The organism is Legionella beliardensis (genome assembly GCF_900452395.1).
In the GTDB taxonomy this organism is placed as follows: Bacteria; Pseudomonadota; Gammaproteobacteria; order Legionellales; family Legionellaceae; genus Legionella_C; species Legionella_C beliardensis.
In genome coordinates, this window is sequence record NZ_UGNV01000001.1 from 2,234,102 (window position 1) to 2,250,372 (window position 16,271).

Here is a 16,271-nt window from a genome sequence, read left to right on the forward strand (position 1 = left end):
GATAAATGAAATTTATCTTATGAATACGAAATATTTTAAGAGCTAAGTTAGCTAATAAATTAGAATGTTGCCTCCATTCCTCTATCTTTAAATTTATCTTGATAATGATTAATAATTTGTTCAATACCTTCAGCTATATCGTCTTCATCATTATTCGAAATATCAATATCTGCTGCAACCTTTGTAGTTACTACAAATTTAAAAAAGCCATCTCTAACGTTAGAACTTACTTCCCGCTGTTTAGTTTCTGCAATCGATAAGCCCCGCTCCTTGACATCACGAGCAGCGCGCCTATTTACATTCGTTAAATACGAATCAGGCTGGATATAAATAGATAATTTACTTATATCATCTAACTTCTGAGCTATAGTTAATGCAAAGATACCCTCTACAATCACCATATCTGCGGGTAAAATTGGCAGTGTTTCCGCAAGTCTATTTTGCTCTTGGAAACTATATTTGGGAATTTCTACAGCTTGCCCTGCGTATAATTGCTTTAAATGTGTAATTAATAAGTCTATATCAAGTGCATCTGGCGTATCAAAATTCTTGCGTGGGTTAGAAACATCCTTCACTTTATAATAATTATCCATACTTATTAGCTCTACTGTATGACCATCAGCTTTTAATTTCGATTTTAACCCTTGTGCTAAGGTTGTTTTACCGCCACCTGAAGGTCCAGCAATTAAGAAAATAACCACAGTTTCTCCTATAGAAAAAGAATATGATATGGTACATTTTTGATAGTTTAAAATATAGCCACAGCAGTCTTTATTTTTACTGCTACATAGAGAATGTGGGCAAGATAGGCAGAATGCTCAATTGACAAACAGATTTAACTCGTTATAATGCGAAAAAAATCGTTGGATCCTTTACATGAAGTACATCAGAATTTTTTTTGTTATTTCCTGTGTCTTATCTTTTAATGCAGTAGCAGAACCACCTAATCTGAGCCTTATAAAAAAGGAAATCGAAACCTATCACGACTCAGGCGCCTATGAGCAAGAATTAACCAACGCGATTATGCAAGCTCATCAATACATTACCAATCAGGTTGCAACAAATAACCACCGGCAAGCAAAAAAACAACTTGCAGTAGTTCTTGATATTGATGAAACGAGCTTAAGTAATTATGACAAGCTCGCCCGCCGCAACTTTATGGGTACACAAGCAGAAATACACCAAGAAATACTTGCCGCAAACTCTCTGCCTATTAAGCCTATGCTATCGCTCTACAATGACGCTTTAAAACAAGGCGTAAAAGTCTTTTTTGTAACCGGTAGGCAACAATCGGAATGCGAAGTTACTGCGAAAAATCTGCTAAATGCGGGTTATAAAAATTGGGCAGGCCTTTATTGTAAACCTGATAACTATAGCTTACCTTCTATTATCAATTTTAAAGCAAAGACAAGAGCACTTATTACTAAACAAGGCTACACGATCGTGGCTACCATAGGTGATCAATACAGTGATCTATTAGGGGGCTTTGCTCAAAAAGAATTTAAGTTACCTAATCCTTTTTACTATTTGCCTTAAAAATTTGTTGCTTGGCTTTCGTCTTCTGTTTCTGCTCGTCTTGCGAGCAAAGCGAAGCAATCCAGGCCGGACAAAAGTTCCAATCTACATTGCTTAATAAATGTAGCTCAGGCGCAGGCCCAAAGGGCCGGAACCCGGGTTTCACTGCGTTTCACCCAGGCTACTTGGTGCATCGAGTAACTATTTTTATCCGAAATACCGTGGCTTGACCACAGTATCCAAAGTATCTGCAATTTTGGAAGATAACCTACCTTAATATCTTGTGACTACCTCAAGAAGGTTAGATAAATAGGAGGCATCTTTCGCCTTAAGTATACTCTACCTCAAGAATCTCATACTCTACCACGCCCCCGGGTGTTTCTACTGTTACTGTATCACCTTCCTGTTTAGCAATAAGTGCCCTAGCAATAGGTGAACTATAAGAAATTTTATTAAGCTTAATATCAGCTTCATCCTCACCCACTATTTGGAAGACCATTTCTGTGTCATTTTGCAAATGACAAACACGTACAGTAGCGCCAAATACCACTCTGCCATTATTAGGAAGTTTAGTAATGTCAACGACTTGAGCATTAGCAAGTTTAGCTTCCAATTCTAAAACGCGACCTTCGTTAAAACTTTGCTGCTCACGTGCCGCATGATATTCAGCATTTTCTTTCAAATCCCCATGTGCGCGTGCAGTTGCAATCGCTTCCACAATCCGTGGACGCTCAACAAACTTTAAACGGTGCAATTCATTTTTAAGAGCTTCCGCTCCTTGAATTGTCATTGGATGTTTTTGCATAATTACCCCTAATGTAAATCCTGTAATCGAGTTACCGTTTCCCGATCCTCATACTTCATAGCTAAGCATGCTGCTTCAGCGCCAGATAACGTGGTAGTATAACTTACCTTATGTTGTAGTGCATTGCGCCGAATAGCAAAAGAATCAGCAGTAGCCTGCTTGCCGTCTGTCGTATTGACAATGAAATCAATTTCATGATTTTTAATAAAATCAACCACATGCGGACGTCCTTCTGCTACTTTAAACACACGCCGGCAATCAATACCTGCTGCCTGTAAAACAAGCGCTGTACCGCGTGTCGCAATAATTTCAAAACCAAGCTGAATTAAGCGTTTGGCAATTTCGCCAACCCGTGCTTTATCAGCATCCCTAACTGAAACAAACGCACGACGCCGTTTAGTAATATTGCATCCCGCCCCTAATTGAGCCTTAGCGTAAGCCTGACCGAAACGTCTAGCAATCCCCATGACCTCGCCAGTGGACTTCATTTCAGGGCCTAAAATTGAATCGACGTCAGGAAATTTTATAAAAGGAAACACAGGTAGCTTAATAGAGTAAAAAGGAGGCATTGGATAATGCTGGCTTAAACCTTGTTGCTTCAAGCTCTGGCCAATTTTACACCGAGCAGCAATTTTTGCCATTAATAAACCCGTCGCTTTGGAAACGAATGGAACGGTTCTTGATGCTCGAGGATTTACTTCGAGCACAAAAATATCATCAGCTTGAATAGCAAACTGCGCATTAATTAAACCAACGACACCTAATTTTAATGCCATTTGTCGTAATTGTTCGATTAGATCCTGTTGGACCACCACACTGAGGCTAAAGGGTGGTAAGGTACAAGCAGAATCACCTGAGTGCACTCCAGCTTGTTCAATATGTTCCATAATTGCGCCAACCAACACATCTTTACCATCACAGACAGCATCAATATCTACTTCAATGGCATCATTTAAAAATTTATCTAGTAACACGGGCGAATCATTAGAGACAGCAACGGCGTGCTCTAAATAATAGCGAAGATCTTCTTCATGATAAACAACCTCCATGCCTCGTCCCCCTAATACATAAGAGGGCCGCACAACTAGAGGGTAGCCAATTCGCTTAGCTACTTCAATGGCTTCTTCGAGACTGCGAACTGTGCCATTAGGTGGTTGATGAAGTTTTAATTCGGTCACTAACTGTTGGAAACGTTCTCTGTCTTCTGCCATATCAATTGAATCTGGCGATGTTCCTAAAATTGGCACGCCATTTTCCTCTAATGCCCGTGCTAGTTTTAATGGCGTTTGTCCACCATATTGAACAATGACTCCCATAGGTTTCTCAAGAGCAGCAATTGATAAAACATCTTCTAAGGTGACTGGTTCAAAATAAAGTCTATCGGATATGTCAAAGTCAGTTGACACAGTTTCAGGATTACAATTTACCATAATGGTTTGATAACCGGCTTCACGCAAAGCCATTGCCGCATGTACACAACAGTAGTCAAATTCAATTCCTTGACCAATCCGGTTAGGGCCGCCGCCTAGAATCATAATTTTTTGCTTATTGTCTTCAGGTCGCGCCTCACAAACAGACTCATAGCAAGAATACATATAAGCTGTATTACTTGGAAATTCACCCGCACAAGAATCAATACGCTTATAAACCGGTACTATACCTAATTCTAAGCGACGCGCTCTCACTAGGTCTTCATGGCAATAAAGAAGGCGAGCAATATAAGCATCTGAAAAGCCTTGCTTTTTTAACTGCTTTAATGTGAATTTATCTAACTCATCCAAAGTTTTACCAAAGATAGCTCGCTCTGTGAGCACCAATTCTTGAATTTGTGCTAAAAACCATGGATCAACTTTGCTTTCATTATAAATTTCTTCAAGAGATAGGTCTTGCCTAAAAGCATCCGCAATATACCATAGCCTATTGGGTGTAGGCTCACGCAAGTGACCTCGCAGGCGCGCTAAATCATCTCCTTTTTTAAAGAGTGGATGTAGCCCCGTACGTCCAATTTCTAAACTACGAATGGCTTTTTGTAGTGACTCTTGGAAGTTAGCACCAATAGCCATGACTTCACCAACTGATTTCATTTGCGTCGTTAAGATGGTTGGTGTTTCTGGAAATTTATCAAAATTAAACCGTGGTATCTTAGTAACCACGTAATCAATACTTGGCTCGAATGAAGCAGGCGTTTTACCGCCGGTAATTTCATTTTGTAGCTCATCTAGGGTATAACCTACTGCAAGTTTGGCTGCAACTTTTGCGATAGGAAAGCCTGTTGCTTTTGATGCTAATGCCGAGCTGCGTGACACCCGAGGATTCATTTCTACCACTAATAAACGGCCATCTTCAGGGTTAACTGCAAATTGAACATTAGAGCCACCCGTATCAACTCCTACTGCACGCAATACTTTAATTGCTGCGTTACGCATGCGCTGATATTCTTTATCGGTTAAGGTTTGAGCCGGGGCCACTGTAATTGAATCACCCGTGTGAACACCCATGGGATCAAAATTTTCAATGGTACAAACAATGATACAGTTATCATTTTTGTCACGCACCACTTCCATTTCATACTCTTTCCAGCCTAGGACTGATTCATCAATCAATAGCTCGCGAGTAGGTGATAAATCCAAGCCACGCGTGCAAATTTCTTCAAACTCTTCCCGATTATAGGCAATACCGCCACCACTACCGCCCATGGTAAAAGAAGGACGAATAATAGCTGGGAAACCTAGCTGGGCTTGCACTTGAAACGCTTCTTCTAAGCTATGAGCGATGGCAGATCGAGGCATCTCTAAGCCAATTTTTTTCATTAATTGCCGGAAGCGATCTCTGTCTTCTGCCCTATCAATTGCTTCTTGGGTCGCGCCAATCATTTCTACATTAAATTTAGCTAAAATTCCTTCTCTTACCAAATCAAGTGCACAATTTAAAGCAGTTTGCCCTCCCATGGTAGGCAATAAAGCATCCGGGCGCTCCTTTTCAATAATTTTGGCAACTTCAACCCATTGTACTGGCTCAATGTAAGTAGCGTCTGCCAGTTCTGGATCCGTCATAATCGTTGCTGGGTTAGAATTAACTAAAATAATTCGATACCCTTCTTCTTTTAAAGCACGGATAGCTTGAGTTCCTGAGTAATCAAACTCACACGCCTGCCCAATTACGATAGGACCAGCACCAAGAATTAAGATGGATTTAATATCAATACGTTTTGGCATACTTACTACTAAAAAGACAAATTAAGGTATTTTACAAACTTTAGCTTAAAATTTATATCTATTTTACTTAAAACGCCCAAAATTTTTAATCATTGTTCTTTAGTTTGCTGTTTTTTTTAAAAAAAAGCACTTTTTGGACTTTTAGGGGCCTTACGCTTAAAACGTTAATACTAATATAATTTGGAATTTAGTAAGGAAATAGTAGAGCCATGGTTATGTACTAATTATACTAAACCCCACCTTCATATTTTGTATAAAAATAAATAGCTCAATATCTTTATAGAAACGAATTTTAGAGCCCTGCTATAAAATCACTTTCAAAAATTGATTATAATACATGCATTTTCTGCCATAGCAGGCCTAGAATCTCATGCCAAGCCACCGTTAAATACACTAAATTTTGCGGACTAGGCAAATACACTTTGCGTTGATATTCATTATCCCAATAAATAGTGAAATCAGTGGGCGCTGCAATAGGGTTTAATCCTTGTTGTTTAAATAGGTACATCGACCTTGGCATGTGTGTGGCTGAAGTGACTAGATAAAAAGGCTCATTCTTAAGGTATTTTTTTAATAATTTTGCCTGCGCCGCGGTATTGATAGAGCTTTTTTCAAGAAGAATTTTATCTGCTGGGACTCCTAGAAAAGTGACTACATCGGCCATACGCTGCGCCTCTGAAGCATCTTGGCCATACCCTCCTCCAGACAACATTAATTTTGCTTGCGGTAACTGGCGGTACAAACGCACTCCTTCTATTAGGCGCTTAAGACTGGCACTATAAAGCAGCATGTTTGCAGGCCTGTTGGCATAAGGTGTCTGCCCCCCACTTAAAACAACCACCCATTTTACATTGGGGTCTGGCTTATTAATTATGGGGTATTGATTTTCTAAACATTTAACTGTCAATTGTGGCAACCAGCCGGTGCTAAAAAGTAACAACAAGCAAAAAACGGTTAAACAGCCATAAAAAATACGCCGCTCAGTCTTTTTTTTATAAAAGACAATTAAAATAATGGCAAATAACAATAAGGTGAGAAAAAAAGGATTAAACATGGTTTCAAGTAAGTGTCTAGCAGCAAACATTACCTAACCCTTTGCATTAAATAAATACCAAGGATAGCAAATAATAGAGTAGGCCCCAGGGCGGCTACTACTGCCGGCCATTGCAATACTTGACTAACTGGCCCAAAAAAACGATTTAAGATATGAAAACCAAAACCTACAATTGCACCCGCTAGTAATTTTGAACCCATGGTTGATGAACGCAGGGGGCCAAATATAAAAGGAATAGCCAGAATCATCATGACCACCGTCGTTAGCGGCTGTATAATCCGCTGCCAATAGGCAAGCTGGAAATTAACTGCCGCTTGATGACTGCGCTTTTGAATACGTAAAAATTGCTTAATTTCACGCAATGTCATTTCATCGGGCTCACTCATGCTTAAACTTAAAACGAGCGGATTTATGGAAACATCCCAAGGCATCTGAGCAATTTCGCGTGTTTGAGTGTAATTGTCTTGAATAATGGTTTCTTTCACTTGGCCTGCATGCCATTGATTATTGATCAAAACCGCATAATCAATCTTACGTGCTAAGGTTAGCTGATGTGCTTCATTAAAACGAAATTGATAAATATGATATAGCGTGTGATTAGGAAGCACGCCACCAATAGCAATATAATCATTATGATAGCGTAACCATATTCCTTGGCTGGTAGTTAATGTCTGACCGCCACTTACTGCGTGTAATTTTTGCTTATTTGCAAAATGAGATAACCTAGGTATTAATAACTCAGCAACAATGGTTACTATAAATATTAAAATTAACGCGGCTTTTAATACAGAGATAGTAATTTGACCAATAGAAAGCCCTGCTGCTCGCATGACAATTAATTCACGATTATTCGCCATGATACCTAAACCAATTAAACAGCCCAGTAAGCTTGCCATGGGAAAAAAAAGATAAACTTGATAAGGCATTTGTAGTAACACAAAGATTGATGCCTGTACAATACCGAAATCAGCACGGCCTAAATCATCTATTTGATTAACAAAAAGTATAAATAGTTGCAATCCAGCAAGCATTAAGGTGACTAAGCCTGTGGCAGCTAGGATAGTTTTAGCAATGTAACGATCAATCAATTTCATAATTAGCTAGCCTAGTTTCACCCAGTTTCTCCAAATAAGAAAAAAGCCAATACCCAATACCACTAAGTGAACCCACCACATACCAAAAACGGTTGAAATTTTGCCATCGATGAGCCAATCACGTGCGACAAACATGAAATTAGCATAAACAATATATAAAATGATTGCTGGCAAAAGCTTAGCAAATTTACCAGAACGCGGGTTAACTCTACTTAAAGGCACAGCAACTAAGGTGAGGGTCAGCACCATTAAGGGAATAGAAAAACGCCATTGTAATTCAGCTGCTTTGCGCTTATCAGGATTTAGAAAAGGCCAAAGATTGGTTGTTTTTATAGTACGAACATCATTCTTAATTTCAACAGTTGGGTGCGGTAGACGCACTTTGTATTGGTCAAAGTTAACAACACGATAGTCTGCCTGCCCTGGCAAGCCCTCATATTCGCTTCCTTTATTTAAAATTAAGTAATCCTCATGAGATTTTTCATCCGTTTCCGCAAAGGCTTGATTAGCCCATACAATGTCCCAAAAAGGTTGTTTATTTTTAACAGTTTGTCTGGCTAAGAAAATATTTTTTGCTTTTTGATGATTTCGACTCATAGATTCAATATAAAAAACATCCTTCCCTTGGGATACTGCTCGAAAATGGCCAGGAATAATAGTTTGAATGACTGTTTGTATACCGGTAGTACGTAATAATTTTATACGTTCTACAGCAATAAGTGGGCTGGCCCAAAGCATCAGAATCATGACCAAAGCACTGACAAAAAATGCCATAATATAACTGTGTTTAAGAAGTTGAGATGGGCCGTAACCACAGGCTTGCAGCACCGTCATTTCACTGTCTGCATACATACGGCCATAAGCAATAAGTAAAGCCACATAAAAACCAAGCGGTAAAAGTAATGCCATTAAATTAGGCAATTCAAGCATCATTAATTTCATAATGATGGCTAAAGGAATTTGCCCACTTGCTACCCTATTTAAATAGCGCACAAATTGGTTACTCATGAAAATGAGTAGCAAAATAGTCGTAAGCGAGGTTAGCGTGACAAATACCTCTTTGGCTAAATAGCGGAAAATTAACACAGCCTAGTTCTCTAACTAATTATCGTCATATGTCAAAATGCCCATAAAATTAATTCTTAACAATTACCCATTTGCATGATCATTAACTTTCTGTAAACTAGCAATTTTTATGGATGATAGGAAGCATGACAATGCACTACGGCTTAATCAATTCTTTAGAGTCAATTACGACCGACTGCCTGGTGATTGGCATTTTTGCCAATCAGGACTATCAAGAACTTCCTAAACCTGCCCATCCTTATTTAAAACTAATTTCCCAATTAGCGCAAAAATTGCAAGAAAGCGGTGACTGGGTTTGGCACAGTAATATCGACGATCCTAACATATTGCTAGTTCATTGTGGTAATCAAAATAAATTTAACAAAACAGCTCTACGTAAACGCTTGGATGAAGTAATTACCCTTTTGTTAAAACAACGTATACAAACAGCAACTATCTGCCTACCACAAATCATTGAGCATGATGCTAATTGGCAAGTTATGCAAATGCTTTTGCACATTGATAGCCAAATTTATCAGCTAAACACCTTCAAAACGGTTAAGAAGAAAGAAAAAAGCCTTCAATCTATCCAGTTTTATTTAAAAGAAGCAGATGATTCCGTCATTAATACTGCCACAGGCATAGCCCAAGGTATAGAACTGACTAAAACGTTAGCTGACTTGCCTGCTAATCACTGTACACCGACTTTCTTAGGCCACCAAGCCTTAGAGCTTGCAAAAGAACACCATTCCATTAAAACAACTCTCTTTAATAAGAAAGAAATTGAAGAAATAGGCATGGGTTCCTTTCTTGCTGTTAGTCAAGGTTCAAATGAGCCTCCTTGTTTCATCGAAATACAATATAACTGTGGTAATAACAGTAATCCTATTGTGCTAGTAGGCAAAGGGGTTACCTTTGATTCAGGTGGCTTATCTATTAAACCTGCTAATGCCATGGATGAAATGAAATACGACATGGCAGGTGCCGCCAGTGTTTTAGGTACGCTTAAAGCATGTGCTTTATTAAAATTACCCATTAATGTCGTCGGACTTATCCCGGCTACCGAAAATCTTCCTAGTGGTTCTGCTGTTAAACCAGGCGATATCGTCACTAGCTTATCTGGCCAAACCATTGAAATTCTAAATACTGATGCCGAAGGCCGCCTCGCTTTAGCGGATGCGCTAACTTATGCTGAACGGTTTAAGCCAAAATTTGTTATTGATATTGCTACTTTAACTGGCGCCATGGTTGTTGCTTTAGGTAGTGTGAATACAGGATTTATGACAGAAGATGATGACCTGGCCGAGCAAATCCTAATCGCTGCCGAAGAAAGTAATGATAAATGTTGGCGCATGCCACTTGAAGATGCCTACCAAGACGCCATTGATAGCCCGCTTGCGGATATGATTAACGCAGGATTTGACAGAACAGCTGGCAGCATCACCGCCGCCTGCTTCTTGTCACGCTTTACTAAAAAATACCGTTGGGCCCATTTAGATATTGCCGGAACTGCCTGGGTATCAGGTAAAAAAAGGCAGGCTACCGGGCGTCCCGTACCCTTATTAATACAGTTATTACGCCATGCAGCCAATACGCGTTGATTTTTACTTAATGACCAGCGATAACGCTAAAGCGCGCTGGTTACTTGCTTGCCGCTTGCTCGAGAAAGCTTACGCTCGTCAGCACAATGTCTTTGTTTATTGTAATAATAAGCAAGATGCGGAATTAATTGATGAACTACTGTGGACATTTAAAGATGACAGCTTTATCCCACATCATTTGCAAGGAGAAGGGCTTAAGCCGCCGCCACCTATTCAAATTGGCTATGGCGATGAACCGAAAGGTTATCATGATATTTTACTGAATTTAGCTGATGAAATTCCTGCGTTTTATTTACGTTTCTCCCGTATTATGGAAGTCGTGCTTAATAATGAACAAGCAAAAGAGTTAAGCAGGGTTCATTATCGCTTATATCGCAGCAAACAATATGACTTGCATACGCACACTATTGCGTAAAATAGCGTAGCATTAAGTATATTGATTCGCTAATACAATTTGTAACCCTATAGCTGTTAATGATAGAAAATTATACCCAGGATCAATGGTCGTTCTCTCTAACCATTCATTGGCAATACAAATATCAGTCACACGTTGTGCTTCTTGTAATGAAACAGGGTAGCCTAATTTATTAGAAAGAATTTCGACAGCTACCTCATCAATATTTAAAAAAACATTATCCCGCGTCTCACCTCGAGTTGTCATTTCATCATAAAATAGTCGTAAGATATCAAGTTCATTCATAATTATTAAACCTAATTGAGAGAAGTAATGACATAACGTAGTTTCCTAAGTCATGCTTTTTCATACTAAACCATTAACTAGTTGATTTCTATATTTATTCACCTTAAAGGGTATAGAAATCTTGTCACCTACTTTGTAAGCGGTAAATCAAAGTTATCAGTTATTTTTATAATTAACAAACAAATGATTGAAGCGCTTAAATGGCGTGTTAAGATAAGCTACGTTTTAATTTAACTACATAAGTACTGTGCAAATGAATTCTAAATTTTTACCTATGTCGTTCTTGTTGTTGGCTGTATTTAATCAATCTGCCTTGGCGGCGCAAAATACAATTTCTTTAAAAAATCAACGTGGTTCAGTTTTAGAATTAAAAATTCTGCCTGATAATAAAATTGCCGGCTATTTTACCACGGCTGTTGCCTCTAAGACCTGCCCACAAGCCATTGACACCAAACGCCCTATTACCGGGTATCTTCTTGGCAATGCTTTAACATTCAGTGTGTCTTATCCTATATGTGATTCGGTACTTAGTATCAGTGGTAATTTTGATAACGATAAAGAAACACTCGATACGCTTTCTATTCTAAATAAACAGGCAAGTGACATTACCCATGAAGGCCCAGGCGCCCGCTTTATTGGCCATGACTTTTATAAACGCTTAAGTTAAGCCTTCTGTTTATAAATTAAGTCTCCTTTTAACCAGTTTGCTGTCTACGGTTGACTGGTTTTAATTATCAAGATAAATACAGCCTCTGAGATAATTGATAAATTAATTAACATTTTAAAAACTAATTTTTCATAACGGAAATAATTAGGTATAATATGACGATTTTTTGTGGTTGTTGCTAGGAATGAAGACATGAAAAATAACTTGATAGTCATAAATAGCCTAATTTTCTTGGTAATCGCCTCTTGTTTTCAAGCAGGAGCCCATGCCCAAACAGCGGCACTTGAAAGTAAAACTTACCAGATGCAGCAGGATATTCTGCTATATATCAACCAATACCGTATTAAGCATGGCCGATCAGCGTTACAAATGAATAATGCCATTTCTAAGGAAGCAACCTTGCACAGCCAAGACATGGCGGCTCATCGCGTACCCTTTGGCCATCAAGGCTTTGCTAAACGCATCAAAAATTTATATGCTGTCATTAAACAAGCCCATAGTGGTGCAGAAAATGTTGCCTATAATTACAAAAATGCTGAAATTGTCGTTAGAGAATGGATAAAAAGCCCAGGGCATAAAAAAAATATTATGGGTAATTATAACTTAACAGGCATAGGTATTGCCTATGATAAAAAAGGAAAAATTTATTACACACAAATTTTTATTCGTACTGCTTAACTTAATTTAAAGCTTAATTAAGTTAGCCAATACATAATACTATTTACTTTACCCTTTTTAACGTCAACACTCTTATTAAACGCTTAATTTTTTCTAGTAAGGTAATTAGGCATGAATCATACTAAAGTTCCCTCGTTAAAAACAACAAGCCCCCCACACATCTTATTAGTAGAAGATAATCCTATCGCATTAAGCTTAGCGGAAGTTATTATTACTAAATTAGGTTATTATTCGATGTCAGCAAAAGATGGCGAACAAGCATTACAATTAGTTAAAGACATGCCATTTAATCTAATAATTACTGATATTGGTTTACCAGGAATATCAGGTATAGAGCTCTGTCAAGAGATTCGCGCCTACGAGCACCACAATCAAATTAAGTGTATTCCTATTGTTGGCTTAACCGCCCAAATTAGTCAGGAAGAGCAGCAAGCCTGTTTAAAAGCAGGTATGCAGGAAGTATTTATTAAGCCGCTTCATTTACAAATGATGCAAGAAATGGTTGCTAAATTTTTATCTAGTAATGGCCAATTAGAACAAACAGTGACTCCAGGAATTGGCCCTAATTTACCTGACTATGAGTTTCAATTATTTGAATTGACTCCTTTTGCTCTTTTAGATATTGCGATAGGTATTAAATATACAGGGAATTTAGTTATTTATAAGGATTTATTAGCTATGATGGTAAATGACGCCCTGCCTGAAGATGAGGCTGCGTTAAAAAAAGCGTATCAAAAAAAAGAGTATACCATCATTAAGGCGCTAGCCCATAAAGTGCGTGGCAATGCTATTTATTGCGGCACAATTAAATTACAAAAAGCGTCTCAATATGTCGAATATTATCTAAAAGCGCAGCACAAAAAATTACTCGATCAGTTGTGTATACAGCTATTAGAGGTAATTTATGAAACACAAGTTGCTATTAAAGATTGGCTCTCAGAAGCAACGAAAGAGTAGACATTGCTCAATTAGCTTAAATCTAATTGAGCAATATTGGCTTCTTAAGAAGAAGTTGTGGTAGTTGTAGTAGTACCAGCAGGTTGTATTTCAAACACAGTTGTATCTGCTGCATAGCAATACCAGGGCGATGTGGTACCACCAGAAGACACGTTAATAGTTACCATATCAATATTACCCAAATTAGGCTGAGCACTGCTATAACAAACTCTGTTTGTGCCATTTACAGTAACATAATGATAGGTGGTAGTAGTAGATACAGCATCAGCTGGTAATGTATACATCACTGCATCACCTGAGCCAGTTTGCTGTAAAACGATGGGCTCACCAGTAATAACTACTTTCTCAGTTGTAGTTGTAGTTGCAGCTGCAAACACAGAACAGCCAAATCCTAAAATTATTAATGATATAATATTCTTTAACTTTTTCATCATAATTCGCTCCATGAAATTACTTATAAAATAAGGTTTATAAGTCCATATCCTACACAAAATTTTAATAATACAGCTAATAAGCGCGTAGAATATTGGTTTAATTATAGTAGAGATTTTAATATCTAGTGATTTAGGCAGGAAAACTTAATTTTATTTAATTAATAGTCTTTTGAGATAGAGATAAAATCAATCGAAAGGGTATTGAAAGGCTAGAGGAAAAAAGATAAGACGGTATTTCTGGCTACAGTTCTTTGTGTAAGGTGGATGCCTTCTGAAATGCTTTAGGAAACTTAACTTCTATTAAGATTCACACCGCGTTTTCAATCTGGCTTCCTACGCACTGGTGTTAGCTGAGCAGAAAATACCATCTTTACTATAACAGTAGCTCATTAGATAGTGATAATCAATGAACAAATTGATTTAATATTAATTAAATTGTCCATATTTTTAATAAAATCTGACATTTCCACAAGGTCTTGTTAATTTTGAATTAAAAATAGTTTCGCTGAAATCAAACTCATTTAATCAAAATAGCTTATCTTCTCGGCTTGCTTATCGTCTTATTTAATTTTTTATTGTCGTCTCCGCGTGGCATCGTCGCGTGGATAAATTAAAATGTAGCTCAGGCGCAGGCCCATAGGGCCTAAACCCGGGTTTCACTTCGTTTCACCCAGGCTACGTTTATTTAGTATGAAATATAATCACAACCGAATTACCGCGGCTTGACCGCGGTATCCAGTGAAGTGGCACAAAGGTATGGATACCGTGGTCAAGCCACGGTATTTTGGACTTAAGTTAGATAAGGCAAGTAAATGCTGTCTTAAAAAAACAAAAACCTTTAATGAAATTTTGCTTGCTTTTAAAGACAATATCTACAAGGTCGTTTTGAGCACTTATTCTATCCACGCAACAATGCCTCTCCGCGTAAGTGGAGATCCATCTCTAATGTTAGCATCATGTCAATTTGAACATGGATTCCCATCTGCATGGGAATGACAGCAAAATGAAGCCACTCAATGATAGGACTCTTGAATTGAGAACCTGTTTGCAAGCAAACAGGCTACATTTTTTCTCTATAATTCAACATCATGCGCTAACCTGCGGCGATTAGCTCTAAAATAAGTCAATGGTGAATGTGCTAATAAATCTGATAATCTTTCCATGTAAATACAGGCAAAGCGATCAACCTGGTACGCAAAATAGCTTTCTTCAGCACCAGCTCTAAAAACACGCCCCCATCTAGGGTTATAAAACGTTTGTTGCTCTCGCAACAGTTTGGTTATTTGATTATCAATAGCGACAATCTGTTGTTGCCAACTATTAATTTCATCTTGATAAGCTTCTGTGTTTTCATCAATGCTTTTAGTGTAGGCATCTATATAATTTTGCTCTAATTCTTTTTTAGTCTCCATAGCGGCAATAATTTGCCTCTCGACTGGCAGCGCGCGGGTTTGGGATTCTATTTCCTCGCTTAATTCTTCAACAACCAGCGCTGTGCGCCAATTACAATCTTTTTTCAAACGAAGAATATCACCGTAAATATGGTCACCTATGTATAGTATTTCATCCCCTTTTACTTCTAAATCTTCAGTAAATTTTCTAGCACAGCCCCCTTGATAAATACCAGGCTTAATTCCACCATGAAAATTAGTCATCGTGCCATCAAGTGGATTTACAGCTAAAAATCGTGGATTATCATAAAAGAAACGTGGCTTTCCAGCTAAGGTGATCACGTATTCAAATAGATCCCGCCAATCCTCGCCAGGTTCTAAAAATGGGTTAATCGCATATTCTAATAATAACTTAGTGTAGTAATATTCAGAATTGGTGAGAATAAATATTTTTTTACCATAGCGTTTTACGCGCTTTAAACCCTCAACCACTGCTTTATCTTTATGAACGTACTCGCCAAGGTTTTGACTAATATAATTTTTTATACTTCCGTCAGCATGTGCTTTATCTACACTACTAAGCACATCTAAGGCTATTTGGCCATAGCCTGGCAATTCATCAGGGTATTGATCCTTATAATCAACTAATTGCCCATATAAAACACAAAAAGCGATCGAAAAAGAAGTATCAATAGCCATGTAGTTAGGATCTTTTAAATCAACGTAAATACTGCGATAAATCTTTTTTTGTTCAGGGTAACTAATTGGCTTAGTACCATGATAACTTTGGCGAATTGCACCATAGCGGCTTAATTTTAAAATATTACCATTGCTGCTATCGACAATTAAGCCGCGAATCGCATCATTAAAATTAAAAGTAAACTCGCGAATGCTAACAGGATAGCCTTTATCGGTAATAAGTTTTTCAACAACAATATTATAAACAAGTGTTTCAAAATTTTTAGTATTATAACGTATAAGCGTATGATCCATATCTAAACCAATGAGCTTAATCTTTTTCATATTTAAGATACGATTTACAAAAACTTTTTGATCCATTACTTTTCCTTATCTTAAACCCTTATTACATGTAGC

General features: G+C 37.9%; 15 protein-coding genes. 6 read left to right on the forward strand and 9 right to left on the reverse strand.

Annotation, left to right across the window (positions count from 1 at the left end):
- Window positions 1-59: 59 nt before the first annotated feature.
- Window positions 60-701, reverse strand: coding sequence for a uridine kinase family protein (locus DYE47_RS09890; RefSeq protein ID WP_160149888.1), 642 nt, complete (start codon window positions 699-701; stop codon window positions 60-62).
- A gap of 175 nt (window positions 702-876) precedes the next feature.
- Here DYE47_RS09890 and DYE47_RS09895 point away from each other — a divergent pair, with 175 nt between their 5' ends.
- Complete coding sequence (locus DYE47_RS09895; RefSeq protein WP_115303113.1) at window positions 877-1,536, forward strand: HAD family acid phosphatase; 660 nt, start codon at window positions 877-879, stop codon at window positions 1,534-1,536.
- A gap of 307 nt (window positions 1,537-1,843) precedes the next feature.
- On the opposite strand, the gene greA is transcribed toward DYE47_RS09895, so the two are convergent.
- The 5 genes from greA to lptF form a co-directional block, all read right to left on the reverse strand.
- Window positions 1,844-2,320, reverse strand: coding sequence for a transcription elongation factor GreA (greA, locus tag DYE47_RS09900; protein ID WP_115303114.1), 477 nt, complete (start codon window positions 2,318-2,320; stop codon window positions 1,844-1,846).
- Between the two features lie 8 nt (window positions 2,321-2,328).
- On the reverse strand, window positions 2,329-5,535 hold the full coding sequence (gene carB, locus DYE47_RS09905; protein ID WP_115303115.1) for a carbamoyl-phosphate synthase large subunit: 3,207 nt from the start codon (window positions 5,533-5,535) through the stop codon (window positions 2,329-2,331).
- A 328-nt stretch (window positions 5,536-5,863) separates the two neighbouring features.
- On the reverse strand, window positions 5,864-6,619 hold the full coding sequence (locus DYE47_RS09910; RefSeq protein WP_115303116.1) for a YdcF family protein: 756 nt from the start codon (window positions 6,617-6,619) through the stop codon (window positions 5,864-5,866).
- A complete protein-coding gene (gene lptG, locus DYE47_RS09915) occupies window positions 6,619-7,683 on the reverse strand; it encodes an LPS export ABC transporter permease LptG (RefSeq protein ID WP_115303117.1) in 1,065 nt (354 codons plus the stop codon). Before lptG ends, DYE47_RS09910 begins: the two co-directional genes overlap by 1 nt.
- A gap of 6 nt (window positions 7,684-7,689) precedes the next feature.
- Window positions 7,690-8,769 carry an LPS export ABC transporter permease LptF gene (gene lptF / locus DYE47_RS09920; RefSeq protein ID WP_115303118.1) on the reverse strand — a complete coding sequence of 360 codons (1,080 nt, stop codon included), beginning with the start codon at window positions 8,767-8,769 and terminating at the stop codon, window positions 7,690-7,692.
- 131 nt (window positions 8,770-8,900) lie between these two features.
- On the opposite strand from lptF, the gene DYE47_RS09925 reads away from it, so the two are divergent.
- On the forward strand, window positions 8,901-10,349 hold the full coding sequence (locus DYE47_RS09925) for a leucyl aminopeptidase (RefSeq protein ID WP_115303119.1): 1,449 nt from the start codon (window positions 8,901-8,903) through the stop codon (window positions 10,347-10,349).
- Window positions 10,330-10,764 carry a DNA polymerase III subunit chi gene (locus DYE47_RS09930; protein ID WP_115303120.1) on the forward strand — a complete coding sequence of 145 codons (435 nt, stop codon included), beginning with the start codon at window positions 10,330-10,332 and terminating at the stop codon, window positions 10,762-10,764. Before DYE47_RS09925 ends, DYE47_RS09930 begins: the two co-directional genes overlap by 20 nt.
- 12 nt (window positions 10,765-10,776) lie before the next feature.
- Here the strand turns inward: DYE47_RS09930 and DYE47_RS09935 are convergent, their stop codons facing one another.
- Complete coding sequence (locus tag DYE47_RS09935; RefSeq protein WP_115303121.1) at window positions 10,777-11,049, reverse strand: hypothetical protein; 273 nt, start codon at window positions 11,047-11,049, stop codon at window positions 10,777-10,779.
- A 253-nt stretch (window positions 11,050-11,302) separates the two neighbouring features.
- Here DYE47_RS09935 and DYE47_RS09940 point away from each other — a divergent pair, with 253 nt between their 5' ends.
- From DYE47_RS09940 to DYE47_RS09950, 3 genes are all read left to right on the forward strand, one after another.
- On the forward strand, window positions 11,303-11,716 hold the full coding sequence (locus tag DYE47_RS09940) for an avidin/streptavidin family protein (RefSeq protein WP_115303122.1): 414 nt from the start codon (window positions 11,303-11,305) through the stop codon (window positions 11,714-11,716).
- A 192-nt stretch (window positions 11,717-11,908) separates the two neighbouring features.
- Window positions 11,909-12,394, forward strand: coding sequence for a CAP domain-containing protein (locus DYE47_RS09945; protein WP_115303123.1), 486 nt, complete (start codon window positions 11,909-11,911; stop codon window positions 12,392-12,394).
- A 111-nt stretch (window positions 12,395-12,505) separates the two neighbouring features.
- On the forward strand, window positions 12,506-13,351 hold the full coding sequence (locus tag DYE47_RS09950; protein WP_115303124.1) for a response regulator: 846 nt from the start codon (window positions 12,506-12,508) through the stop codon (window positions 13,349-13,351).
- Window positions 13,352-13,395: 44 nt separating this feature from the next.
- Here DYE47_RS09950 and DYE47_RS09955 read toward each other — a convergent pair whose 3' ends face one another.
- Together DYE47_RS09955 and DYE47_RS09965 are read right to left on the reverse strand one after the other, a co-directional pair.
- A complete protein-coding gene (locus DYE47_RS09955) occupies window positions 13,396-13,785 on the reverse strand; it encodes a hypothetical protein (RefSeq protein WP_131750074.1) in 390 nt (129 codons plus the stop codon).
- 1,073 nt (window positions 13,786-14,858) lie between these two features.
- Window positions 14,859-16,235, reverse strand: coding sequence for an HAD-IG family 5'-nucleotidase (locus DYE47_RS09965; protein ID WP_115303127.1), 1,377 nt, complete (start codon window positions 16,233-16,235; stop codon window positions 14,859-14,861).
- Between the last annotated feature and the right edge of the window lie 36 nt (window positions 16,236-16,271).